We start from the raw sequence: 25,161 nt of genomic DNA on the forward strand, positions 1-25,161 counted from the left end.
GTTAGAGAGAGATGTCTAGCCGGGCGATCTTGCCCTGTTCATTCAGGCGAAACATGTAGCGCAATTCCAGAGGGCTGCCCGGAAACGTTCCGGAGATCAGGTTATGCACCAGCACTTTGCCTGTGCGCAGTTGCACGTCGAGCACTTCGACCCGTGGCTGGTAACGCTGGGCGGTGTCTTGCATCCATTGCGCGATGGCGTGAGTGCCGACCTGGTGCTGGCCTTCATCGAACACATTGGCATCCTCAGCGAAAAAACTGGCGACCCGCGAGGTGTCGCGGGCATTGGCGGCAGCAATGTAGGCGGCGATGGCGGGTGCCAGTGAAGAGGCGGGATTGGACATGGTTACGGCTCCTTGTTTGTTGATTCTGGAGCCATGCTAAAACAAGCCTGTGTCAGTTCTTGTCAGGAGTGAAGCGCCCTGCTTCGTCCAGTTGCATCTGCTTGCGCCAGGTGCGCAGCAGGTCGCTGCGCCGCCCCGGATAACGCTCGCCCTGCTCGTTCGCTGCCGAGATCCGGTCAGTGCGAAAGGTGCGATAGGCGCTGCGCAATTCACACCAGGCGACGATGATTCGCACCTCGTTTAGAAACCCCAGGGCCAGCGGCCAGATCAGCCGTTGACTGGGCACCTGATTGACGTCCGCATAATCGATGTGCAGCTTGATCTGATCGCGGATGGCCTGGCGAAACACATTCAGTGGCACCGCGTTGGGCGCAAAGCCATAGCCGGGCGGCCCCGGCAACACCGTCGGGTTGCGTAACGCGTCCAGCGCTTCAGGCGCCAATACCGCAGCAATCTTGGCCAACGCATCCGCCGCAGCCTTGCTCAACACCTCATCCCCGCGCTGATCCACATAGCGCAACCCCAGCACGATGGCTTCGGTTTCATCGGCGTTGAGCATCAACGGCGGCAGAAACAAACCGCTGCGCAGCACATAGCCGATCCCCGCTTCGCCATAGATTGGCGCGCCAAGGGCGGTGAGTTCGGCGATGTCGCGGTACAGCGTACAGCGTACGCTCGGAAATCTCCAATTCGCCGGCAAGTGTTGCCGCGGTCACTGGACGACTTTTGCCACGCAGTACTTGCAACAAGGTCAGTAAACGAGTGGTACGCGACACGATCGGCAGGCTCTGTCCGTAAAAGTTGTCGGAGCTTAGCAGAGGACCCTGTCAGAAAGTGGCAGTAGCAATGACGCCGATGGTCGGCCTTTCTCTTGCGAACGGGAAAGCGCCTTGACGGCCGTTGCCGCGGAACTGGGCGCGGCGGGGCATATTCGACTGGGGTTGGTGGTGGATCAGCTGAAGCTGGCGGATGCGTGCCAGCGGATTGCGTTGTGTGCGGCGGACCTTCTGGAGACGCGTCGGGCCTGAAGTTGTGCTGGCTTTGATGGCCCCTGCGCAAGACACAAGCGGGCTTGCTCGCGAAAGCGGACTGACATTCAGCTTAAATGTTGAATGTTATGTCCCCTTCGCGAGCAAGCCCGCTCCCACATTTTCTTGTGTGTTACCGGTCGACCTTATGTTTAGCTGCATAGAGGCACAGCATTTCCATCGCCAACGTCGCCGCCGCCAGTGAGGTAATGTCCGCACTGTCGTAGGCCGGCGCCACTTCCACAACGTCCATCCCCACCAGATTAATCCCGCGCAAGCCACCCAGGATTTCCAGCGCCTGCACCGTGCTCAGGCCACCGCACACTGGCGTTCCAGTGCCTGGAGCGAAAGCCGGATCAAGGCAGTCAATGTCGAACGTCAGGTACACCGGGTTATCACCGACCCGCGCCCGAATGGCCTCGACAATCGCATCAACACCCCGTCGATGCACTTGTCGCGCATCCAGCACCTGGAAACCCTGGTGATCATCATTGGTGGTGCGCAAGCCGATCTGCACCGAACGCGACGGATCCACCAACCCTTCCTTGGCCGCGTGCCAGAACATCGTGCCGTGATCGACGCGCTTGCCGTCTTCGTCCGGCCAGGTGTCACTGTGGGCGTCGAAGTGGATCAACGACAGTGGACCATGTTTACGCGCATGGGCCTTGAGCAGCGGATACGTGATGAAGTGATCCCCGCCGAACGTCAGCATCGCGCTACCGGCGTTGAGTATGTGTTCGGCATGGGCTTCGATGCTTTCCGGCACCGAATGCGGTGTGCCGTAATCGAAGTCGCAATCGCCGTAGTCGATGACCGCCAGGTGGTCGAACGGGTCGAAGGCCCACGGCCAGTGACGTTCCCAGGCAATCCCGGTGGACGCGGCACGAATGCCGCGTGGTCCGAAACGCGCACCGGGACGGTTGCTGGTGGCAGTGTCGAACGGGACACCGCTGACCGCTACGTCAACGCCGCGCAAGTCGCGACTGTAGCGTCGACGCATGAAACTGGTGATACCGGCGTAGGTACTTTCGGCGGCAGTGCCGTAGAGGCTGTCGCGGGTCATGGCCTGATCGTTTTGCATCGGGACGTCCATCTCAGGTTCCTTATTATTGGCGGCTACGGAAAGTGGTCCACAAGCGAGTGCGTTGGCGCATGTCCTTGAGGCTCATGCTGCGGTCGGCGTACAGCCGATCACGCACGTCGGCGGGTGGGTAAATGTCCGGGTCGGTGCGCACGGCCTCATCCACCAGCGGCGTGGCGGCCTGGTTGGCGGAGGCAAAGAACAAGGTGTTGGTCAGTGCCGCGACGGACTCCGGGCGCAACATGAATTCAATGAACTGGCGTGCGGCTTCGGGATGGGGCGCGTCCTTGGGGATCGCCAGGTTGTCCTGCCACACAATCGTGCCTTCCTTGGGAATCCGGTAGGCGATTTCATAGGGTTTGTTGGCCTTGCGCGCCTGATCGGCGGCCATGCTCGCGTCACCGTTATAGGCCAGGGCCAAACAGACACTGCCGTTGGCCAGATCATTGATCTGTCGGCCACTGGCGACGTACAACACGTTAGGCTGCAACTGATGCAGCAACGCTTGCGCCGCGTCCAGGTCGTTCTTGTCCGTGCTGTAGGGATCCTTACCCAGATAGTGCAACGCCAGACCGATCACCTCCTGCGGCGAGTCAATGATCGCGATGCCGCAGTCCTTCAGTTTGCTGGCGTACTCCGGTTTGAACAGCAGGTCCAGGCTGTTGAGCGGCACGTTCGGCAAGCGTTTCTGCACCGCTTCGACATTCATCCCAAGCCCCAGCGTGCCCCAGGTATAGGGCATACCGTAGAGATTGCCCGGGTCGACCGCGGCGAGTTTTTCCAACAGATCCGGATCAAGGTTGGCGTAGCCCTTCAGGCCTTCGTGAGGAATGGCCTTCAGCGCACCGGCCGCCAATCCGCGTGCCAGGACACTGGACGAAGGCACCACCACGTCATAACCGCTGCCGCCGGTGAGCAGTTTGGTTTCGAGCACTTCCGGCGCGTCGAACGTGTCGTAACGCACATGGATGCCGGTTTCCTGCTCGAACCGCTGCAAGGTTTCCGGCGCCACGTAATCAGCCCAACTGTAGAGATTGACGACTTTTTCCTCGGCCTGGGCCGATACGGCCATGGCGAGAAAAAGCGCGGGTAAACACAGCTTGAACATGGGAGCCATGACGGAACACCTGACCAGATGAAGTGGATGCAGAATGCGTCGTCGGATACATTGGTAAAATACCAAGTTAGTTATCCTGACTTTATCCAGGAGTAATGTTTTATGCTCAGCCAACTCCACGATCTCGATCTGCAACTGCTGCGCCTGTTCGTCAACGTGGTGGAGTGCGGTGGTTTCAGTGCAGCCCAAGGTGAGTTGGGCTTGAGCCAGTCGAGCATCAGCCAGCAAATGGCCAAACTGGAAACCCGACTCGGTTATCGGCTGTGCAGTCGCGGCAAGGGTGGTTTCAAGATCACGCCCAAGGGTGAGCAATTGCTCAACGCGACTCGCAGCCTGTTCGAGTCCATCGAAGCCTTCCGCCATCAATCCAATGGTGTGGCCGGGCGCTTGATCGGCGAGGTTCGTCTGGGGCTGTCCGAAGCGCTCGATCAATCCGTGTTGCAACGGGTGGCCGATGCGATCCGACGCTTTCGTGAACGGGACGAATCGGTACGTATCGAGTTGATCAGCGCCATGCCCGGCGAAATGGAACGGTTGCTGCTGCAACAACGACTGGACCTGGCGATCGGCTATTTCTCACAAGTGCAAAGCGCTTTTGACTACCGCGAACTGTTTACCGAAACCCAGCACTTGTATTGCGCCGCCGGCCATCCGTTGTTCACCAATGATGCGCCTGACGATCAAGCGCTACAGGCCTGCGATCGGGTCGATCACCCTTACCGCTTCCTGCGCAGCGACGAGCCCTTCCAGGGGAAGATGTGTTCGGCGCGCTCGGAGCAAGTCGAAGGCACCCTCGCCTTCATTCTTTCCGGCAAGCACGTCGGTTATTTGCCCAGCCACTTTGCCCGGAGCTGGGAAGACAAAGGCCTGCTCAGGGCCGTGCGTCGAGAGGACATGAGTTTCGACGTGGCGTTCCATCTGGCCCGCCATCGCGCCCAGGTGCCGGGGGATGCGCAAAAGGCATTTGAAGAGGATTTGCTGGCGGCGTTTACCTAAAGCTTCGGTCGTTTTTTTTGCCGTGACCCTGCCGTTCTGGCATCCTGCGCCTCGGTGCGATCGTCATCGGCCTGACCCTCGGTTATGTCGTGGCCTGGCTGATGGGTGACGTCAATTTCGCCAGCCTGCCCGACGTACCGCTGATGAGCGTACCGGTGCCGTTCAAGTACGGCTTCAACTTCTATTGGGTGGCGTTTGTTCCGGTGGCGGTGATTTTCCTGGTGTCGCCGGTGACTTGACCGCCAACTCGATGATTTCCCGACAGCCCGTCAAAGGCCCCGATCTACATTCGCCGGATCAAGTCCGGCCTGCTCGCCGACGGCCTCAACTCGGCCATGGCCGCCGTGTTCAACAGCATACCGATGGTGACCTTCGCCCAGAACAACGGCGTGATTCAGCTCACCGGCGTGGCCAGCCGTTACGTGGCATTTTTCATAGTCGGTTTGTTGGTGGTTCTGGGGTTGTTTCCGATGATCGGCGCGGTGCGGCAACTGATGCCCAAACCGGTACTCGGTGGTGCTGAACTGGTGATGTTCGGCACCGTCGCCGTCGCCGGGATCAAGATCCTCGCCGAAGCCGGCCAGCACCGGCGCAACATGCTGATCGTGTCGATTTCGCTTGGCATGGGTCTGGGTGTCGCGGCAGTTCCGGAAGTGCTGCGCGAGTTGCCGAAGGCGCTGCACAACATCTTTGAATCGCCGATCACCGTCGGCGCGTTGTGCGCTATCGTGCTGAATATCTTCCTGTCCGAAGAGCTCATTGAACTGGAAGAAGACGATTTTCATCCGGAAGCCTCGATCCTGCGGGTCATGGAAAACCCGGGTGTCTCGGCCAAGGGTGAACCCGTCTCGCCTGCCGCTGTCGCACCCTTGAACCGCTAGAAAATGCTCGAGGCCGAGCCACTGGTGGTTCGGCCTTTTTCTTTAAGAGAGCACGTTCATGCGCAGTGTCCACGCCGTTATCCTTTCCCTGCTTTTGCTCTCCCTGAGCGCCTGTGCCCTATTCCCCAATCGCGACCCGCTGAACATCAATGTCGTCGGCATTGAGCCACTGCAAAGCCAGGACATGGAAGTACGCTTTGCCGTGAAAATACGCGTGCAAAATCCCAACGAAACCCCCATCAATTACAACGGCGTCGCCCTGGACCTGGAGGTCAACGGCCAGCCACTCGCCTCTGGCGTCAGCGATCAATCGGGCTCGATTGCACGCTTTTCCGAAACCGTGCTGACCGTGCCAGTGAGTGTTTCGGCGTTCTCCGTGCTGCGCCAGACCCTGGGCCTGAGCAAAACCCAAACCCTCGACAACCTGCCCTACGTCCTGCGCGGCAAACTCGCGGGCGGCTTGTTCGGCACCATGCGTTTCGTGGAAAGTGGCAAACTCAGCCTGCCAACGTCGACGACCGGCACCTGGTAAGTTCGATTCAAGGAGCGACAAAGAACATGGAAGCCACCCCCACGCTCTACACCGAACGTTTAATCCTGCGTCCGCTGGAATTGGCTGACGCCTTAGCCATCCAGCAACAGTTCCCGCACTGGGAAGTGGTGCGTTATCTCAACGCCTTGGTACCTTGGCCGTACCCTGCCGACGGCGCACTGACCTATTTGCGTGAGATCGCTTTGCCGGCGATTGCTGCCGGCAAAGAGTGGCACTGGTCGATTCGTTTGAAGTCGGCGCCGGAGCAACTGATCGGCAATATCAGCCTGATGGATGAGCAGGACAACAACCGCGGCTTCTGGCTCGGGCCAAAATGGCAAGGCCAGGGCTTGATGACCGAAGCCAGTGCGGCGGTCACCGAGTACTGGTTCGAAACCCTCGGCCGATCCGTGATGCGGGTACCGAAAGCAGCGCCCAACCTCGGCTCGCGCAAACTCTCTGAACGTACGGGGATGCGCTTGATCCGCAGCGATGAGGGCGACTTCGTCAGCGGGCGATTCCCCAGAGATATCTGGGAAATCACCCGTGAAGAGTGGCGTGCTCTCAGATAAATCGAACGCCCGGTTTGACGCGCTCATCCACCGTCAACTCAAACACGTCCGGGCGCGCGTAGTGCCCGACTACGTCGTAGTCGTATCGGGCGCGGACCAAGTCATCGGTGTCGATTTCTGCGGTGAGCAAACCGGCGCTGTCACGCAGCGGCCCCGCCAGAATGTCGCCCATCGGCCCGACGATCACGCTGCCACCGGCAATCAATGGCCGGTCCGCCGGCCAGTTGGCGATCTCCACGCCCAAGGCTTTCGGTGAATCCTGAACCTGACAGGCGCTGATCACAAAGCAGCGTCCTTCATGGGCGATATGGCGCATGCTGACCTGCCACATTTCCCGCTCATCGACCGTTGGCGCGCACCAGACCTCCACGCCTTTGGCGTACATCGCGGCGCGCAGCAGCGGCATCATGTTTTCCCAGCAAATGACCGCACCGATCCGCCCGACCTGACTGTCGATCACCGGCAACGTCGAGCCATCGCCTTTGCCCCAAATCAACCGTTCGGTGCCGGTGGGCATCAGTTTGCGGTGCTTGGCGACCAGCCCGGCCTGCGGGTCGAAATATAACGCGGTGCAGTACAAGGTGCTGCCGGCGCGTTCGATGACACCGATCACCAGGTTGGCGCCGGTGCGCGCAGACAACCCGGCCAATGCTTCGGTTTCCGCGCCGGGCACGTCGATCGCATTGGCGTAGTACCGGGCAAAGGCTTCACGCCCTTCCGGCAGTCGATAACCCAGCTGAGTACCAAAGCCCTCGCCTTTGGGGTAACCGCCGAGCAACGCTTCCGGCATGACCACCAGCGCGGCGCCGGATTCGATAATCGCGTTTTCCCAGGCAAGGATCTGTTCCAGGGTCTCGGCTTTGCCGCCGGGCAAAGAGCCGATTTGCAGTGCAGCAACGATTGACTTGGGCATCGCAGTAACTCCGAAAGCAATGAGGTGTTGCTCATTTTCAGTCGCCACGGGATCATGAATAAAGCCCCATTCACTGCTGAATGATATGAACCAAATGAATATCGCCTCCGTCGATCTCAACCTGCTGAAAGTCTTCGAAGCGCTGCATGAAGAGTCCAGCGCCAGCCGGGCCGCATTGCGTCTGGGCGTGACGCAATCAGCCGTCAGCGCCGCACTGCGAAGGCTGCGCGAGGTGTATGGCGATCAGTTGTTCGTGCGCACCGGCCGAGGACTCGCGCCCACACTCAAGGCCAACCAGTTGAAACCGGTGGTCAGCGACGCCCTGAACAAATGCCGGCAGAGCCTGGCGATGGTCGATCCGGCCGCCCACCATTACGACGGGCGCTCGGTGACCGTGGGGATGTCAGATGATTTCGAGATCGCTTATGGGCGCCGGCTGATCGAAGAAATCGCCCGCGTCGCGCCGAAGCTACGGTTGATCTTTCGTCAGACCCATAGCCAGATCGTCGCCCAGGCGTTGATGGAACGCAGCATTGATCTGGCGATCACCGCCGGTGGGTTTGCCGAGCGCTTGCTCAGCCGTCAGGTGTTGGGAGAAGGCGGTTATCTGTGTTTGGTGGACCCGCTCAGCCTGGCCGAGGGACCGCAAACCCTCAGCCTTGATGAGTTCGTCGACCGCGAGCACATTCTGGTGTCGTCGGGTGGCTTTATCGGGATCACCGATGAGGGGCTGGCGGCGCTGGGGTTGACTCGGCGGGTATGCGCTTCGACCACACACTTTGCCGCGTTGCCGCACTTGCTCAAGGGCAGTCAGGCCGTGGCGACCATTCCGGCCCATGCGGCCCAAAGCATTGCAGCGCTCAGCGGGCTGGCACTGCTGCCCTGCCCTTTGGCGTTGCCGCGTTACCCGATCGAACTGGGCTGGCGCACCAGTACACAGCTCGATCCGGTGGTGCTGAAAGTGCGGGAAGCGATTGTCGCGAGTTTTGCGAGCGCGGAGCTGCCCCAGGCTGCGATCTTTTGATTTTGCTTTTTTAAAACAAGATCAAAAGATCGCAGCCTTCGGCAGCTCCTACAGAGATGTGTGTCGGGTTCAGGTTACTTGGCAGCCATTAGACGATTAATCTCGCTGCGCACCATGTTCGCGAATTCCGGGGGCGACATGCCGTCAAGTTCGGCACGGACCCACTCCGCCCATTTGCCTTTGCGCTTGGCGCGTTCACCGAACAACCGCGCGGCCTCGCCCTTGGACTTGCCCAGGTTGCTTTGCCAGAGATCGAACAGACGGGATTTCTCATCTTCAAGCGCAGCGCGCTCGGCAAGGGGTTTGTCGGCCAGATTGAAGCTCATGGAAGTTACCTGCTGCGCAAAATAGGCGCCATCTTACACTGTAGGAAGAAATGTCCGACTCAGGATTTTTCCTCAGGGTTGGGTCAACGCGAAAATCCACTGCAACTTTTTCGCTGACGACAGACTCCATTGTTCACTGTCCATTTATCTGCAAGGAGTACCTCAATGGCCCGAAAAACCGCCGCACAAGTCGCCGAAGACCAGATCAAGGATCAGGCCTTCAGCGAACTTCAGGCTCTGATCGAAGAGTCTGAAAAGCTGCTCAAGAGCAGTGCCTCACTGGTGGGTGAGGAAGCGGACACCCTTCGTGGGCAAATCGCTCAGAAACTTCAGCAGGCTCGGGACTCCGTCACCCGCGTTCGTGACCGGACCAAACCTGCGGTCGAAGCCACTGAAACCTACATCGGTGGTCATCCGTGGCAAACCGTGGCGATCTCTGCCGGTTTCGGCTTGGTAGTCGGGTTGTTGCTGGGTCGGCGTTAAGCGACCCGGTATTAATCAGTACCCAGCAAAAAGGCGAGCACGCAGCTCGCCTTTTTCATGCCCGGCTTTTATGCAGACTGAGAGTATGCAGGACTCAGAGCCCGGCCAATTCCCGCAAACTCGCCAACGTCTGCGCGTCGAGCCGGATGCCCTCGGTGCTGGATTTGGCCCGTTGTTGGTGACGTCGATCCCCCGGCAAACGCTTGAGCCCCACCCCGTGCATCTGCCGGACCAGTTCCTGACTGCGCTCAGCAAAATTCTGCCCGGCGGCCTTGCTCGGGTCGATCACGATCAGCAGTTGGCCAGTCCAAGGCGTCTTGGCCCCCGGATGGTTCGACCAATCGAACTCGAAGGAAAAATTGCCGCCGGTCAACGCCGCTGCCAACAACTCGACCATCATCGACAGCGCCGAACCTTTATGCCCGCCAAACGGCAACAACGCGCCACCCTCGAGAATCGCTTTCGGGTCCTGGGTCGGCTGGCCAAGACCGTCCACACCCATGCCTGGCGGCAAACGCTCGCCCTTGCGTGCGGCGATCTGCACATCGCCATGGGCAATGGCGCTGGTCGCCAGGTCGAAGACAATCGGATCGCCGTCAGCCCGAGGGGCGGCGAAAGCAATCGGATTGGTCCCGAACAGCGGACGATCGGCGCCGTGCGGCACCACGCAGGTCATGCTGTTGACCACGCTCAGCGCCACCAGCCCTTCATAGGCGAAGGGCTCGACATCCGGCCACAAGGCGGCGAAATGGTGGGAGTTACGAATCGCCAGCACCGCAATGCCAGCACTGCGGGCCTTCTCCACCAACAGTGCGCGCGCTGCCGCGAGGGCCGGCTGGGCGAAACCATTACCGGCGTCGACCCGGACAAAGCCCGAAGCCACGTCCTCGACCACCGGCACGGCCTGGCCATTGACCCAGCCGCTCTGGAGCGTCGACACGTAACCGGGAATGCGGAACACGCCATGGCTATGGGCGCCATCGCGTTCGGCGCCGGCGCAGTTGAGGGCCAGTGTCCTGGCCACCTCGGCGGAGGTGCCATGGCGCTGAAAAATCTGCTCAAGCAAAAGAACGAGCGCGTCGAAATCGAGCGTTTGAGTGTTCGAACTGACGGCCATTTCGGGCGTTGCGGTCATCTGAAGCTCCAGTTTTATTATTGAGTACGGGCAACAGGGTGAAGCGAGGTTGCATGGCAACCCAAAACATTTGTCGATTAAGCGCTGTTCTACCGGCTTCCTGTCAAGTCTCGACAGCCTTCGGATCAAGCAATATGTACCGCACCCGCGCCTTCCATTGACCGTACTGTTTTTCCTCAATCCAACAGCCTGCGATTAACCGCCGATCGCAGCACTTCGAGGGAAAACCATGATTGCTCCCCCACTGCCGTATTTTTTCGACGAAGCAGTACTTGCATCCAAAGCCCAAAAGCCCGGTGAACGCGAAAAGGCACTGTCCTTCACGCTTGATGACCTGAAGTGGTTGAATACTGTTTATCTGGCGACGCATGAAGCCCGTATCGCCAATAGCGAGCCCATGCACGTCGACCAGCTGCTTTTAAGCGTACCTGATGCGCCAGGCATTCCCCTGGCCGGCGCTTTTGCCATGAGCCGGCCCAACGATGGAGAAGTTACGCTCTACACACCGTGGAAAGGCCTGATCAAATTCGCGGACATGGCGGACCTCAAAAGCAAGCTCAAGGAATGGTTGGCGCAGGCCACCGGCAAGCGTGAGCTGCTGCGTTTTCTCTCCATCGAACAACGCAGTGCTTTATCCGCGGCCACTGCGCCAGACATTTCCAAGCAAATAATCGAAGGTGCGGTGTTCCAGGACCAGGAGCTCACCCTTGAGCGCAATCAGGCTCAGAACATCAAGACGATGATGGGTGAGCTGGTCAAGCTGCCAACGCTGCAATCGATGCTGGACGATACCCTCAAGAACGCGCTGCACAAACCGTTCCCCAAACTGGACCAGCGCCTTACTCGACTGAAGAGCTTTGTCATGACGACTTCAGCCTCGGGCAGCGATTACCAGCACACGCTTTCCTCGCATTCACTGAGCGATGCCCTGCTGCATTACTACCTGACCAACGAGTGGCCGACTGGCGATTCCAGAGTCTTTTCCAATTCCCAACACAGTGTGAGCAGCGACGCCGATAACCAGGCCTGGGAAAGCGCAGTCAAAGCGATCGCGCAAAGTTTTACCCCTCACTTGCAAGGCCTGCTCAAGACGTTCTGGAACACACCGATGAACAATGGGCAGTCACGCCGGGAGGTTTTTGCCGAGGGTTTGCGCGATACCTTTCACGTGAAACTTTTGCTACAGCGTCAGCAACGTGTACTAACGACGCAGCAATACCTGCGACTGTTGAATCTCAGCCTCGAACCTGACACCGACGATCCTCTTCGCATCGAAAAAGTGCGTATCACCGCCCCCTCCAGGCATTACGTGGAGCTCGCCTCGACCGTGATGATCGGCAGCAGCGACACGCCGGGCTTTCTGTACACCCCGTCCAGAGGCATCGAGGCAACGAGCGACCTGCCCGCTGTCAGGAAAATCGTCACGCAGATGTTGAAAAGCGAAGGGCACGAAGACACGCTGCTCAACTTCATGTCCTTGGACGAACGCGCTACGTTTCTTTCAATGGAGACGGATGAACAAGTGATTGTCGGTGAACCGATCATCGGCCCGGTGTTTGAGCAGTTGATGACCGACATCCTTGGCAAGCAACGAGAGAATCTGTCCCATGCGCTGAGCCATTACCGTGAAAGCGAAGGCACACAGGATCCCCGTGCCTTGTTCGACAAGGCACTGGATGTCCGGGGACTGATCAACAATCGACTGCTGACGGCCGATGCCGCAGGACGCTGGAGTACACACCCAGACCGGCGCCTGAGCGCGCAACCAGCCACCGTTCGTGGCGAGTCGGCCAAAGAGCATCTGGCCCATCTCCCCACCGTTCAGCGGCCGCTCAACCTACTCCTCGAAAACCTCCCGGTCATTCCCGCAACAACCCGCACGTTTACCGAGGCGCAGAGCATCGTCGATTCGTCACTCGGAAGCTTGCAATCGCGTTTCATTCAGACCCTGTCAACGGCATTGCGCAGTGAATTGAAGCTGCACGCCGTTACGCGCACCCTGAGTGCGACGGAACAGGCGATCATCAAAACCGTGCTTGATACCCCGGTACGCTTGCAGCGAGCTGCATTGAACGGCTTTTTGCCGGACGTATTTTCCTTGGCGTTGAAGACAGGCGCAGCCACGGCCCCGTTGAAGCTGGCTAGTTGTTTTGTGCTGACGGAACGTGGAGGGCTGGACCCGAAGCATTCGGGCAAGGCGATTTTGTGGACGCCGGCGTCGGGATTTGAAGCCTTCAGGGCATTGACTCCGTTGCTGACCGAGCTGAATCGACGCCTCAAGGACACCGATGATCGCACCACCCTTCTGGAGAGCCTTGGACGTAGCGAGAGAGTGGCTTGGCAGACTTACACCCTGGCGCCGCTGCAGCGAATAGATGAGCATTTTCTCGATCACGTGCAAAAGCCCTATGTCCAGTTGGACCAAGCGTGCGTCACCCGTGCGCTGGCCACGAAGCTCCCCGCGACGACCCTGGCCAGTCTTCTGAAGCTGGTGGCGTTACGCCAACCGATGACCGGGTTAGACCGCGCGACGGACATCGCCCAATCCCTGACGACCCAGCAAAAACTGCCGGCATGGCTGGCCAAGGCCTCCATTCAAGACCAGATACTGCATGCGGAGTTGCTTCAGCAATACCTCGACAACGTCACCGACGACCAGGACTACCTAACCGGCATACGCTCCCTGGCGCGTACGGCGCACCATGAACTTGAAAAACAACTCAAGGCTGACACCTTCGACATCGATCCGGACAAAGTCCAGATACAGATCGACACACGTTCGAGCTCTGCGACCAGCACCCAAACCCTGACCGACTTTGCACTGACCCATTTCAAGGATCTGGACAAAACCCATTTCAAACTGGTGTCGCTTGCTAACACCAAGATTCCCGAGGACATGGACCAAAGCTACATCAGAGCCCTGATACGAAACTTGAAGCTGGGTGAACATCAACAAAAAACACTGAACGAAGCCTTTGCAGACACCCAGGCGAACGCAACGGACCGCAGGAAGCGGTTTTACACGCAATTACCCTGGCAGCTGATGCATTACGCCCACACGGAAAAACTGCAGGAGCGCCTGAGCGAGACGGGGTTTGATCTGATACGCCAAGTCATGGACATGCCTGACGCTATCGCCCGCGCGGCAGTCGACGGTGCCCACGCGATCATCCGCCCACTTGAGCTCCTGGGCATCAAGAGTGGACAGGCGGTCAAAGTGCCAGGCGTCTATCTGATTGGCTCATCGGCCGATAGGACCGCGCCACAGGTCCTTGTCGCGCCTCATAGCCCTCGGCACGGAGTGAAAGAATACAAGAATGAAACACAACTGCTGACAGAACTGAAGACTCGCGGCGGTCTGCTCGACTGGGTACTCATGAACCTGCCGCAACCTGACCGGTTGCTGTTGGAAAACCGGATGGCGACTGCGAGTAACCGCCTCCCCGAGGTGACGCTGGCGTCCAATCCGGCCAAGGGGAATCTGTTCAGACACTTGTTCAACGACAATGCCGAGTTACTGGCACGATTGCTCGGTTGTCAGTCCGATGACAAAAAGCAGGGCGAATGGGCAACCATCAAGCATGTGCTGGGTGAAGATCTGCATGAGGCATTTACGCTCCTGATGGGCAAGCTTGCCTACCCGATTACGGTGTGGCGCAGTTATCGCGACATCAAGCAATCCGCCGAAGACCTTCAGATGCACAAATGGGGGCCCGCGATAAAAGAGTTCATCAGCGGCATTGCGCAACTCGCCACGTTGCGACAACCGCTGGTAGCGCAAGCGAAGCCATCTTCTACGCCAAGTGCACCTGCGCCAGAAACGCCCGATACCCGGTTCAAATGGCAGAACGTTGCCATTACAGCCCCCGAACGTACGCAGTTGAAGCGTCATGAAAGCATCGACGTCGATCTGAATTCGCTCACATTGAACTCAAGTCTTGGGCTCTATACCCATCCGACAACAAAAAAAACCTACGCACCGGTTGAAGGAAAGGTATATCCGGTCGCAAAGCGCGGCACACGCTGGCGCATCGCCGACACAAAAATTCGTGGTCCTCGGCTGACTCGGAACGTGTCGAAACAATGGGTTCTGGATAGGCAAACGCCAGCGCCCCGTTTCAGCATCGGCAATCGGTTGCTCACCGCACTTTCGGTTTGGGAAGGCATGAACGTCGATGCCAGTGGAATGCCCGAAATCCGTCGACTGTTTCCGCAAAAGGCTCGTCAGATTGACGAAGCGTTGGACCTGGCAACCACCTATGCCTGGAACTGCTTTCAAAACCTGCAATTGCTGAAATTCTCCGACAACACGGTTACCCCCGTGCATCAACTCATCATGGATTTTTTTGATGTTCCGCAGGTGCAGTCTGCGCATGTGGAGCCGTTTGAAAAAGTCTTGGGCGAGATTTTTGCGGCCTTGTTGGACCCCTCACTCAGAAAGCCGAAGAGCAGTCGTTTTGTAGTCGGCAGGCTGATCAGTGGCGCGGAAAATTCATTCGCTTTCACCGTTCCAACGGATGCAAAGCGGAAAATTTATCTGGCAGAAAAATTCTTCAACACCGGTTTAGACTTCTACCGCCCACATCTTTCCGACCTTGCCTTCCCAATCGACACCCATGCTCGAGCAGTAACCCTTATTCATGAGCTTTCCCACCTCGTCTGCAAAACCGAAGACATTGCTTACCTCGATTCCGGCAGACCATTTCCCCATCTGATTAAAACGACCAGCGCAACCGCCAGAGACCTCAAGGAGGGGTTGACCACCCTTCAGGACACCGCACTTTCGATCAAGACACCCCTGACTCAGCTGTTCATGACCCAGGATCCTGATACCGGTGAGTGGGAGGATCCGGGCAGCACTTCATATGAAAATACTGATCGGGTAAAAGCGCATATATTGACCGTGACCGGCGGAGAAAACCTGAGCGGTGCCCGCAAAATTTTCAAGAGAGATCCACTGGTCAGACTCAAAGTGCTACTCGGAAACGCCGACAGCGTTGCATGGCTCATCAGCCATATGGGGCGCCAACTGCATACCAGCACCCCGTGAATCAGAAAAATAAACTCCCATTTGATGGGTAATTGCCATGACGATTGTTCTCGCAGACTTCCCCACAAGGTTAGAATGCAGGAAATCAGGATGAGTCAATGACCGACAACCCTCACTCGCAAGCCGAATACGACGCTGTCACCGATGCCGCTGCGCATTGGTGCATGCGTCTGCACGCCGACGATTGCACTGCTGAAGAGCGGCTGGCGTTCGAGCAATGGCATGACGCTCATCCGCTTCACGCGTTTGAGTACGAGGCCATGCTGGAGATCTGGGATGTCGCGGGGGACCTGCCACGTCCAGAAACCGTGGTCCCGATGGTGCGCGCCAAACCTGCTACGCCTTGGCGCACCTTCGGTATCGCCGCCGCGGTTTGCGCCTTGGCGTTGCCATTGGCGGCCTATAGCGGCTGGAACCTGGGCTGGCTACCCAATTCCTACCAACATTTCGAGGCGAACGACAATGTCCGCCAGGTCACTCTGAGCGATGGCAGTCAGGTGGAACTGAACCTGGGCAGTGAGCTGACGTTCAGCAACTACAAAGATCAACGTCGGATCACCCTGAAAAAAGGCGAAGCCTTCTTCAGCGTCAGCCACGACACTCGGCACCCCTTCATTGTCAAAGCGGCCGAAGGCAGGATTCGAGTCACTGGAACCAAATTCAACGTCTGGATGTATGAAGATCAGGTACGCGTGAACCTGATAGAAGGTTCGGTGCTGGTGAGCAGTAATGACGCCGTTGCGGGCGACGGTTTGCGCCTCGAGCCAGCGATGCAGGCGAGCTATAGACGAGGCGACTTCACTCCCCGGATCAGTCAGACCTACGACTATGACAACTCACTGGCCTGGCGCAGCGGAAAACTGGTGCTCGATGATCTGACGCTGACCGACGCATTGCCATTGATCAATCGCTACTTGAGCAAACCGGTGATGGTGGCCGACAACAGCACCGGCTCGATTCGTATCGGCGGCATCTACAACATCAAAGAGCTCAACAACCTGGTGGCTTCCCTGCCCAAGGTATTGCCGGTCTACCTGACCCGCAACAAGGACGGCAATCCGGTCCTCAATTCCATTCCGCAACAAGTCCCAAAAAGCTGAAGGCCGCGACCCTTGCGGGTGCGGCCTTCATTCTTCGTTCAAACACCATCAGCGTTACTGTGCGGCCACCTTCCCGGCTTTTTCATCCTGCTCGCGGATCGTCTGAACCTCGTACTGCGGATCGGACGTGATCTGCTGTTCGGTGAACGGCAACACACTCAACTGCTTCCTGGAAAATGCCACGGCCTGATCTCTGGAGTACTTGGAGGCTGGGTCACTGGAGAGCGAGAATGCCAGCAGCCCCTGGGCCTGCGGCCCCTTGTCATCGAAGGTCACCACCTGCAAATAGCTGGTACCGCTGACGACCTCGAGTTTACCGTCGGTTCTCGGCACGCTCTGAATGGCGTTATAAACCCCCAGAGTGCCAGGTCCACCGTGAATCGGTGTCTGCTGGCCACCGCTGCTGACCACCTGGATATCACCCCAGCGGCTATCGGCCTTGAGCCCCATCTTGTTGATCTTCGCTATCGATGCCTGCATCGCTTCGCGAACTGCCTTTGCGACTTCCGGACGATCGACCGCCAGGCCACTCGGGGTGTGTTGCGGATCTTTCGGATCGAACGCCACACGCCAGAGATCAGGCGTTTGCTGTAGCGACTCCATGACATTCTGGAAATGCATAAAGCCCAGACCACTGTCCAGATTCGCACTGCGATCCCAGGCCTTGAGACTGGCACACAGCGGCCCGAGCGCTGGCGTATCGGTACCCAGTGCCGCCGCACAGAACTGCAGCAGGTCCGGCATCACTTGTGCCGCCTGATACACCTGGTCGTCCATCACCATGAGTTGCAAATCCACCGCCGCAATTGGGCCGGCCTTGTTCAACGTGTTCAGGCGATCCAGCGCAAAACGCGAGCGCAGCCCCAATGGCTGGCCATCCTGGCTGATCAGGGGCGAAAAACCGGTGAGCGGTTGCGCCGGGTTGGCCATCCAGGCCGAATCGTTGGAGTGCTGCACAAAATCCTTGCGCAAAAGCTGCGGCAACTTGTCTGCCGCAAAAATGCCTTTTTGTGCAGCCGTCGGGTCGATGTCCCAGGCACACGCACTGTTGGAACCGTCGAGGACGATCATCTGCAACCCGGCCCGCGGATCACTGCACCTGGCCAGTTTGTCGGCACTGACGTTCGGCACGACCGAGAGGTTCATGTACAGCGTCTGCCCCTGATCATCCGTCGCCAGGGTGTTGACCCACGGGATCCCCTGGATCTTGTGCACCGAGGCCTGCAGGTCCTTGAGGCTGACCGCGCGGTTCATTGCATACCACTGCTGCAAGACCCGGTCGTTGTCCAGATTGGCGTCGCGCAAGCTGTAGGCGAACTGGTTGTCCCAGTCGAGCTTTCCGGGCCATTGCACGATCGGGCCGAACTGCGAACTGTAGACCACATGAGAAAGCGGCCTGGTCTGGCCATCCGGTTGTTTCACGTTCACGGTCAGGGTCTGTTTCTTCAGAGGCAATGACTTGCCGTCGAGCAGATAACGGGTCGAATCCTTGGGATCGAGTTGCAGGCGATACAAGGTGAAATGCTTGGACGAATCCACGGTGTGGGTCCACGCCAGGTGCTGGTTGAAACCGATGTTGATCATCGGCAGCCCCGGCAGTGCCGCGCCCATGACGTCCAGTTTGCCGGGAATGGTCAGGTGCATTTGATAGAAACGCATCCCGCCGACCCAAGGGAAATGCGGATTGGCCAGCAACATTCCCCGGCCGTTGAAAGAACGCTCACTGCCGACCGCCACGGCGTTGCTGCCGCGATCCAGGGCAAAACGCTGCATGCGCGAGTCAGCCACCTGGAACGACACGGGGTCGCCTGCCACATGAGTAACGACTTTGGGTGGCGTCGCGCCGGCCAAGGCTTCGGCAAACTGCCCTACTCCGCCTTCGACCAGCAGACGCCGCGTCAACTTGACCAGATCCTGGGCGGTTATCTCGCGCACCCACTCGCCCTGACACTGCTGCGGCAAACCCTGCGCCCGACGCTCTGTCAGCGAACGGTTATAGCCCGTCACATACCCTTCGATGAGATCGCGCACTGCCCGGGTTTGCGCCTGCCAGAAACCTTCGACGGCCTGTGGCGTGTTCAGCCAATTGAAAAACAGATCGCTGACCAGGTTTTCGCGCTCTTCGACCGTGAACTGATCCGGGCCGAAATAGCGTGAACGCTCGCCGTTCACGGTGGTGATCTCATTGGCCAACAGGCACAGGTTGTCCTGAGCGTAGGCGTAACCAATGCCATAACCGAGCCCGCGCTCATTGTCGGCACGGATATGCGGCACACCGAAACTGGTCCGGCGAATGTCGGCGCTCGCCTGCTCCGGCTGACTGCGTGCGTTTGCCGCAAGACTTAAGCCCACCAATACGCCTGTAAGGCTCAACCGGGTTAACTGCCTGGAAATAATCACGCTCGCTCCTGATCGAAAAGACAAACACCCTGCGTCATACACGCACTGCGCCTTCCCCTAGAAACGAAAGAAATGACAAAAATTTAGGCCCTGAAAAGTCCTTTTCATGGCCATCTCACAGGCCGCTGACGTGATGGCGACAAAATTTCTACATTCGGGGCTTCATTATTTGCCCTGCTCGTACGTCTTATTGAATGAGAGCACCCATCACATTTCCTGGCCGGCTCGGAAAAGGAGTTTTTGCATGTACAACTCGCAACTGCCAACGGACGGTAGCAATGCGCCAAAGGGCTCTGCCATGGGCTCCAGTGTTTTTAGTCAACGCAGTGAGCGCAATGGCAACGAGCGGATCAGGTTACTGCTCAAAAGCTATGGTCTGCGAACCAGTCTGATCCGCCTCAAAGTCATCGACGCCTTGCTGAGCGCCGCCGAAAGTGACCGTAGCCTTGGCGTGCGTGGCGTGCACAGCCACTTGCTGGACCTGGATATTCCCCTGTCCTTTCTCAGTGTGCGGGAAGTGTTGAAACGCTTGTGCAGCGAAGGCGTGATCACGCTCAATCCGGACAAAAGCTACAGCCTGCATCCGGACGCTGTGGCCATGCTCCATCGCGAGTAATCAGCTTAGCTGCGTCACTCAGGGTTTGACCTTGCGACGCATCACGCCATTGATCACCACCACGATCACCGCCACGCCGATGGCGATGTACTGAAACAGCTTCTCGCTGATGACGCCTGTGTTTTGCAGATACGAAAGGCCGAACATGATCCCCAACACTACGAGGGAGATCAGAATCGAGTATTTCAAACGTTGCGACTGAGTCATTGCGAGTTCCTGAACCTGAAAAATGTATCCGATTTGTATCAGAATGCATGCCAAGCCCCTACCTTTCTCCGGGGATGGGACGCTACAAAAGGGGTCTCATGTTACAGCCGATCAAGAGATTTGGCTTTATTGCCCCATGAGGATTTTGAAATGTTCCGTCGAATCACACTGCTGATTCCCCTGCTCGCTCTCCTGACCCTGAGCGGCTGCATCATTTTCCCCCACGGCGGCTGGCACGGCGGTCACCATTACGACCGTGGTGGGCCCGGTTATTACCAGCATCGATAACGTGAATAATTGAACCTCCATTTGTAAGCTAATTACCCCACCCAACAACTTCTGAATAAATGCCCGCCCTGTCGCGGGCATTTTTCGTACGTGCATAATCAACTCTTACTGCCCATCGAATATCGAAACATAGCGAAAATAATCGAAACCTTGAGTCTCAATAGTTCATTGGAGCTATTCATACTCAATGATTAGTCTCGGTGCATCGCAATAAACCCGTTATTAAACTTCGAGCAAGAACAGGGATGCCATGCACAAGCCTTTGATCAATATCAGCCCCCACCATTTGTTTGGCTTTTGCCTTGCAATGACTTTATTCGAACTTCTGACGTATACGGCCAGCGACATGATCATGCCGGCCATGTTGACCGTCACCCATCAACTAAATGCCAGTCCTGATCATGTCCCTTACGCCTTCAATCTGTATTTGGCAGGCGGCATTCTTCTGCAATGGCTGATTGGCCCGTTGTCTGATCATTTCGGTCGCCGCCGGATATTGCTCATCGGTTGCGCGGTATTCGCCCTGGCCTGTGCCGCCGCGTTCAACGTGCAAAGCATTTATGCGTTCAATGGCTTGCGACTGATTCAGGGCATGGGGTTGGGGTTTGTCATCGCGGTCAGCTATCCAGCCCTGCAAGAAGTTTTCTGCGAAGCCGACGCGGTCAAAATCATGGCGTTGCTGGGGAACGTTGCACTGCTCTCCCCGCTTCTGGGGCCGTTGCTCGGCAGTCTGCTGCTGGAATGGTTGTCCTGGCGGGAATTGTTTTTACTGTTGGGTCTTGGCGGCGTGATGGTCTGGTTCGGGCTTTACCTGTTCATGCCGGAAACCGTGGGCACCCTGCGCCAAGACGGTCAGCGACTGGAAGCCGTGCGCTTTGAATGGCACGGCATCCTGCGCCGCTATACCGCGTTGCTGACTAACCCGCGATTCCTGTGCGCCGCTGTCGCGCTGGGCGTGATGAGCCTGCCGTTGATTGCCTGGATCGGGTTGGCGCCGCTCCTGCTGATCCACAACCAGGGGCTTTCAACGCTGCACTATGGCCTGTGGCAAATCCCGGTGTTCGCGGCCGTCATTCTCGGCAATCTGATCCTTAACCGACTGATTGCCAACATTGAACTGCCATCACTGATTCGATACGCGCTTTGGCCGTTTTGCGGCGGGCTCATCGCGCTAGTCGCCGTCAGCGTCTACGGTGCTTCGTCAGCCGTGCTGATCAGTTGCCTGGCGCTTTATGCCGTGGGGCTTGGCATGAGCAATGCGGCGCTGTACCGGCTTGCGCTGTTCGCCAGCGACGACAGCAAAGGTCTGGTCTCGGCCATGATTGGCATGATCTCGATCGCCGTCATGGGTGGCGGCGGCTCGCTTATTGCGGCCGCCGGTGCCGGTGACAGCCACGAATCGTTCGCTTTGATGGCGGGTATTGCGGGGCTTCTGAGCCTGGCACCCCTACGCCTGTTTCTGCGGCGCTCTCACATCGCGCTTGCCGTCTGACACCACACAGTAGGTCTTCTGATGATCCATTTACCTCATACCGATGCGCTCTGCGCGTTAACGCAACCCTATTGCCTGGATTCCGTACCCGAGGGCCTGTTCGACCAGGCGATGGGGGAAATCAGCCTGTTTCATTGTCACCACACGCCTGGCTACGAACGCTGGCTAAACGCCAACGGGCTCGATGCCCAAGACCTGGAGACACTGGATGACTGGTCCAGGTTGCCACCGATTTTCGCCAACTATTTCAAACGCCACTTGTTGTTCGGCCCCACCGGCGAAGGCGCGCTGGAGCTGACCTCGTCCGGCACAAGCGGCCAGAAGAGTCGCATGCGCTATGACCCTCGCAGCATGGCAGCGGCTCAAGGCATGGTGAGCCACATTTTCCGGCACTACGGCTGGGATACTCCGCAAAGCCCCTGCAATTATTTGCTCCTGAGCTACGAGCCCGAGGCGGCCATCACGTTGGGCACTGCTTACACCGACCAGTTTCTTTGCGGCTATGCACCCGTCAATCGAGTCGTCTATGGATTGCGCCTGACCGGTAACGGTCACGAGTTCGACCTGTTTGGCGTGATTCGCGCCTTGCAGGAGTTTGCCGAAGAGGGATTGCCCGTGCGGATACTCGGATTTCCTGCATTTCTTTCGCATGCGCTACAACACATGGAAAACACCTGCGCACCGAATCTCAAGCTATCCGCTCAGTCATTGGTATTTTTGGGGGGCGGCTGGAAAACCCAGGCAGCACAAGAGATTCCCCTGCTTGAGTTGTATGCCCGAATCAATCGGCAATTGGGTATCGACCTGTCCCGATGCCGGGATGGTTACGGTGCCGTCGAGCATGCCGTGCCCTATGTCCAATGTGCCCGCCATCATTTTCATGCACCCATTTACTCGAAGGTTTTCGTGCGCAACCCATCCGATTTCACGGTCCAGCCATACGGCCAGCGCGGCTTGCTGGAATTCGTCTCCCCGTACATTTCGTCAAGCCCGGCGCATGCTGTGGTCATGGGCGATCTGGCGACATTACGCCCCGGCGCACATTGCGGATGCGGCCTGACGACCGATTGGTTCGAGCTGCACGGACGTGCCGGCACAACCGCCAGTCGCAGCTGCGCCATGGCGGCTTCCGAATTGCTGGGAGGGGCTTGATATGTACCTCATCAATGGCCAACTGCGTGACGACGTTACCCCGCAAAGCGCCCTCGACTGCCTTCGAAAACAATTGCCCAGGTTGCTTGCTGCACCGATCGACAGCGAGACCGTCATCGAAACCGCGGCTCGTTTCGTCACGCAACTACAGACTCGCAGCCTGAACCTGCCTCTGGACGACGATCAATGTCAGGGGCTGATCGAGTTCTGCCAGCGCAGCAACCTGAGCACGAAGCTTGAGCGGGAACTGGGTTCGCAACCCCGTTCGCTGAGGCGCATCGACTACCGGCAGCCACACTTTGAAAGCTGGCACCCGTTGGGACTGGTGGTGCATGTGACGCCAGGTAATGCGCCGATGCTGGCGTTTTGCGCGGTTCTCGAAAGCCTGCTGGCCGGTAACATCAATTGGTTACGCCCCAGCGCCAGCGATGCGGGTTTGACCGCACAATTGCTGGCCGCCCTTGTGCGGTGCGACACCAGTGGCAGGCTTGCCGAATTCGTCGCGGTGCTGCCCGTGGGCACTTCCCGGATAGCCGAACTCTGCGCTCAGGCCGATGGCGTGTCAGCCTGGGGCGGTGAAAAGGCGCTCAAGGCGATTCGGCAGCAGATCCCCGCTGGATGTCGCTGGATCGATTGGGGACACAGGATCAGTTTCGCTTATCTGTCGCCTGACGCGGCCAGCCCTTCGGCGCTGGATGCGTTGGTGGATGAAGTTTGCAGCCTGGATCAGCAAGCGTGTTCCAGCCCGCAATGGGTGCTGGTGGACAGCGATGATCCGGCCATCCTGCAGGACCTGGGTGAGCGTTTGAGCGAGGCCTTCAAGCGTCGTGCATCGCACTGGCCGGCGCTGGTGCCCACGGATCAGGAAGCGTGCGAGATCACCACCCGCACGGCCATGGCGCAACTGGATTATTGTTTTGCGAACCAGACCGGCCAGGTCTGGGCCGGCCACGGATGGCGGATCATCTGGGAACACCATCAGACGCTCGCACCGTCGCCGCTGTTTCGTACGGTGCTGCTCAAGCCCGTGCCGCAACACTTGATCGCCGAGACGCTGTTGCCCTGGCGCACGGTCCTGCAAAGCTGCGCGCTGATTTGCTCTGCGGCAGAAACGCCAGGCCTTGCTCGAGCGCTGGTCAACGTCGGCGTCACCCGTATTGCAGAATGTGGCGGGATTCATGACGGCTACGCCGGTGAGCCGCATGATGGCGTCTACGCGCTGACGCGTCTGAGTCGCCGCCTTTCGGTGAGTCTGGCACCTGATGTGCTGACGGGCCGTGCAACGCTCGACCCGGTCCCGCCCGCCCCTGACACCGCCCATGCGCCGATCATGGACAAAAACGCCTTCACAACCCAGCCGATGGGAACCGCGGCGCAATTGTATTTTCGCTCTGGAGGAAGCAGCGGCACTCCGGCCCTCGCCGGTTTCAGCTACCGCGACTTTCAACGGCAGATGCGCGCAGCGGCAGACGGCCTGTTCGCCGCCGGGCTCGATCCTTCACAGGACCGGGTCATGAACCTGTTTTACGGCGGCAGCCTGTACGGAGGTTTCCTCAGTTTTACCAAAATACTGGAACAGATGGGCGTTACACATTTCCCCATGGGTGCGCCCCAGGACGATGACTTCAGCGAAATCGCCCAACTTATCGTCGACCAGCGAGTCACCGTGCTGATTGGCATGCCGAGCACCTTGCATCGTCTGTTTTTCAACGAACAGACCCGGCTCCGCGCGTACGCAGGTATCGGCAAAGTGTTCCTGGGCGGCGAGCATCCGGGCCAAACCAGCCTCGGCCTGATGGAAAGCTGCGGGGTCTCGATGATCCGCTCCGCGATCTATGGTTCCGTCGACGCAGGTCCCTTGGGGCATGCGTGCGCAGCCACTGAGAACGGGGTGTTTCACTTGATGTGCGATACCCAGCATCTGGAAATTGTGCAGATCGAACAGGATGAACCGGTTCAGGCCAATAAGATCGGGCGCCTGCTGTTTACTTCACGAGCACGGCAAGGCCAAACCGTGCGCAGGTATGACGTTGGAGACACCGGTCGCTGGATACCCGGAGCCTGTCCGTGCGGGCTGGATTCACCCCGATTCGAACTGCTCCAGCGCCACGGAAAACTGGTGCGAATGGGCACGGAGTTCATTTCGTCGTCGGCTCTGCAGGATAGCGTCGGCGCACCGATTCAGATTGTTCTCGACCACGCCCCTGATGGCGTCGAGCGACTCAACGTTCTAACGGATGCAGACATCAACCAGGTTCGCAACGCATTGCTGAGCCATGAAGCGCTGGCAAATGCCGTAAACGCCAACCTGTTAACTGTCGAAGTTCAAGTGTGCACGGTGCAAGCGTTCACTCGAAACAAACACAGCGGCAAAACACCGTTGGTTATTGATAAAAGAAGCTAAAAATACCGTCAACTACTCACA

The 25,161-nt window shown here is 58.3% G+C and carries 21 protein-coding genes and 2 pseudogenes; 14 read left to right on the forward strand and 9 right to left on the reverse strand.

Translation table 11 applies throughout. The features are described 5' to 3' along the window. Position 1: 1 nt before the first annotated feature. Together FQ187_RS21305 and FQ187_RS21310 are read right to left on the reverse strand one after the other, a co-directional pair. Entirely contained in the window at positions 2–343 is a 342-nt protein-coding gene (locus tag FQ187_RS21305; RefSeq protein WP_008069241.1) for a nuclear transport factor 2 family protein, read from the reverse strand. A 52-nt stretch (positions 344–395) separates the two neighbouring features. Then, positions 396–1,119 (reverse strand): annotated as a pseudogene (locus tag FQ187_RS21310) (helix-turn-helix transcriptional regulator). 114 nt (positions 1,120–1,233) lie between these two features. On the opposite strand from FQ187_RS21310, the gene FQ187_RS30005 reads away from it, so the two are divergent. Continuing rightward, positions 1,234–1,371 (forward strand): hypothetical protein, encoded by a 138-nt coding sequence (locus FQ187_RS30005; RefSeq protein WP_165353213.1) that lies wholly within the window; start codon positions 1,234–1,236, stop codon positions 1,369–1,371. A gap of 133 nt (positions 1,372–1,504) precedes the next feature. On the opposite strand, the gene speB is transcribed toward FQ187_RS30005, so the two are convergent. Then, entirely contained in the window at positions 1,505–2,464 is a 960-nt protein-coding gene (speB, locus tag FQ187_RS21315) for an agmatinase (RefSeq protein ID WP_129444387.1), read from the reverse strand. 13 nt (positions 2,465–2,477) lie between these two features. Beyond that, entirely contained in the window at positions 2,478–3,569 is a 1,092-nt protein-coding gene (locus FQ187_RS21320) for a polyamine ABC transporter substrate-binding protein (protein WP_149630980.1), read from the reverse strand. 102 nt (positions 3,570–3,671) lie between these two features. Here FQ187_RS21320 and FQ187_RS21325 point away from each other — a divergent pair, with 102 nt between their 5' ends. The 4 genes and pseudogenes from FQ187_RS21325 (at position 3,672) to FQ187_RS21340 (ending at position 6,550) form a co-directional block, all read left to right on the forward strand. Continuing rightward, positions 3,672–4,565, forward strand: coding sequence for a LysR family transcriptional regulator (locus tag FQ187_RS21325; RefSeq protein ID WP_149630981.1), 894 nt, complete (start codon positions 3,672–3,674; stop codon positions 4,563–4,565). Positions 4,566–4,609: 44 nt separating this feature from the next. Continuing rightward, a pseudogene (locus FQ187_RS21330) lies at positions 4,610–5,446 on the forward strand (solute carrier family 23 protein). 58 nt (positions 5,447–5,504) lie between these two features. Then, positions 5,505–5,978 (forward strand): LEA type 2 family protein, encoded by a 474-nt coding sequence (locus FQ187_RS21335; protein WP_149630982.1) that lies wholly within the window; start codon positions 5,505–5,507, stop codon positions 5,976–5,978. 26 nt (positions 5,979–6,004) lie between these two features. Next, complete coding sequence (locus FQ187_RS21340) at positions 6,005–6,550, forward strand: GNAT family N-acetyltransferase (RefSeq protein WP_149630983.1); 546 nt, start codon at positions 6,005–6,007, stop codon at positions 6,548–6,550. Here FQ187_RS21340 and FQ187_RS21345 read toward each other — a convergent pair. After that, a complete protein-coding gene (locus FQ187_RS21345; RefSeq protein ID WP_149630984.1) occupies positions 6,543–7,463 on the reverse strand; it encodes a carbon-nitrogen hydrolase family protein in 921 nt (306 codons plus the stop codon). The two genes, FQ187_RS21340 and FQ187_RS21345, sit on opposite strands and share 8 nt — an antisense overlap. A gap of 85 nt (positions 7,464–7,548) precedes the next feature. Between FQ187_RS21345 and FQ187_RS21350 the strand changes: the two genes are divergently transcribed. Next, on the forward strand, positions 7,549–8,487 hold the full coding sequence (locus tag FQ187_RS21350; RefSeq protein WP_149630985.1) for a LysR family transcriptional regulator: 939 nt from the start codon (positions 7,549–7,551) through the stop codon (positions 8,485–8,487). A gap of 74 nt (positions 8,488–8,561) precedes the next feature. On the opposite strand, the gene FQ187_RS21360 is transcribed toward FQ187_RS21350, so the two are convergent. Continuing rightward, positions 8,562–8,813, reverse strand: coding sequence for a hypothetical protein (locus FQ187_RS21360; RefSeq protein ID WP_129444401.1), 252 nt, complete (start codon positions 8,811–8,813; stop codon positions 8,562–8,564). 165 nt (positions 8,814–8,978) lie between these two features. Here FQ187_RS21360 and FQ187_RS21365 point away from each other — a divergent pair, with 165 nt between their 5' ends. Further along, complete coding sequence (locus FQ187_RS21365) at positions 8,979–9,296, forward strand: YqjD family protein (RefSeq protein ID WP_056739945.1); 318 nt, start codon at positions 8,979–8,981, stop codon at positions 9,294–9,296. Positions 9,297–9,390: 94 nt separating this feature from the next. Here FQ187_RS21365 and FQ187_RS21370 read toward each other — a convergent pair whose 3' ends face one another. After that, positions 9,391–10,431 (reverse strand): Ldh family oxidoreductase, encoded by a 1,041-nt coding sequence (locus FQ187_RS21370; RefSeq protein ID WP_149630986.1) that lies wholly within the window; start codon positions 10,429–10,431, stop codon positions 9,391–9,393. A gap of 229 nt (positions 10,432–10,660) precedes the next feature. Between FQ187_RS21370 and FQ187_RS21375 the strand changes: the two genes are divergently transcribed. Next, positions 10,661–15,481 (forward strand): dermonecrotic toxin domain-containing protein, encoded by a 4,821-nt coding sequence (locus FQ187_RS21375; RefSeq protein WP_149630987.1) that lies wholly within the window; start codon positions 10,661–10,663, stop codon positions 15,479–15,481. Positions 15,482–15,579: 98 nt separating this feature from the next. Further along, positions 15,580–16,581, forward strand: coding sequence for a FecR family protein (locus FQ187_RS21380; protein ID WP_149630988.1), 1,002 nt, complete (start codon positions 15,580–15,582; stop codon positions 16,579–16,581). A gap of 54 nt (positions 16,582–16,635) precedes the next feature. On the opposite strand, the gene FQ187_RS21385 is transcribed toward FQ187_RS21380, so the two are convergent. Next, complete coding sequence (locus FQ187_RS21385) at positions 16,636–18,981, reverse strand: acylase (protein WP_149630989.1); 2,346 nt, start codon at positions 18,979–18,981, stop codon at positions 16,636–16,638. 244 nt (positions 18,982–19,225) lie between these two features. On the opposite strand from FQ187_RS21385, the gene FQ187_RS21390 reads away from it, so the two are divergent. Then, positions 19,226–19,597 (forward strand): fe2+ zn2+ uptake regulation protein, encoded by a 372-nt coding sequence (locus FQ187_RS21390; RefSeq protein ID WP_149630990.1) that lies wholly within the window; start codon positions 19,226–19,228, stop codon positions 19,595–19,597. Positions 19,598–19,615: 18 nt separating this feature from the next. Here FQ187_RS21390 and FQ187_RS21395 read toward each other — a convergent pair whose 3' ends face one another. Next, the gene (locus tag FQ187_RS21395; RefSeq protein ID WP_028620074.1) at positions 19,616–19,804 is read right to left on the reverse strand and encodes a hypothetical protein; all 189 of its coding nucleotides are present in this window, start codon (positions 19,802–19,804) and stop codon (positions 19,616–19,618) included. Between the two features lie 150 nt (positions 19,805–19,954). On the opposite strand from FQ187_RS21395, the gene FQ187_RS30010 reads away from it, so the two are divergent. From FQ187_RS30010 to FQ187_RS21410, 4 genes are all read left to right on the forward strand, one after another. Beyond that, on the forward strand, positions 19,955–20,092 hold the full coding sequence (locus FQ187_RS30010) for a hypothetical protein (RefSeq protein WP_178122743.1): 138 nt from the start codon (positions 19,955–19,957) through the stop codon (positions 20,090–20,092). 250 nt (positions 20,093–20,342) lie between these two features. Beyond that, positions 20,343–21,584: an MFS transporter gene (locus FQ187_RS21400; RefSeq protein ID WP_149630991.1), complete on the forward strand. Its 1,242-nt coding sequence runs from the start codon at positions 20,343–20,345 to the stop codon at positions 21,582–21,584. Between the two features lie 21 nt (positions 21,585–21,605). Then, positions 21,606–22,736 (forward strand): acyl-protein synthase, encoded by a 1,131-nt coding sequence (locus tag FQ187_RS21405; RefSeq protein WP_149630992.1) that lies wholly within the window; start codon positions 21,606–21,608, stop codon positions 22,734–22,736. Between the two features lies 1 nt (position 22,737). Continuing rightward, positions 22,738–25,140 (forward strand): aldehyde dehydrogenase family protein, encoded by a 2,403-nt coding sequence (locus FQ187_RS21410; RefSeq protein ID WP_149630993.1) that lies wholly within the window; start codon positions 22,738–22,740, stop codon positions 25,138–25,140. Positions 25,141–25,161 lie beyond the last annotated feature (21 nt).

Source organism: Pseudomonas sp. ANT_J28 (assembly GCF_008370005.1).
GTDB classification, from domain to species: Bacteria; Pseudomonadota; Gammaproteobacteria; order Pseudomonadales; family Pseudomonadaceae; genus Aquipseudomonas; species Aquipseudomonas frigoris.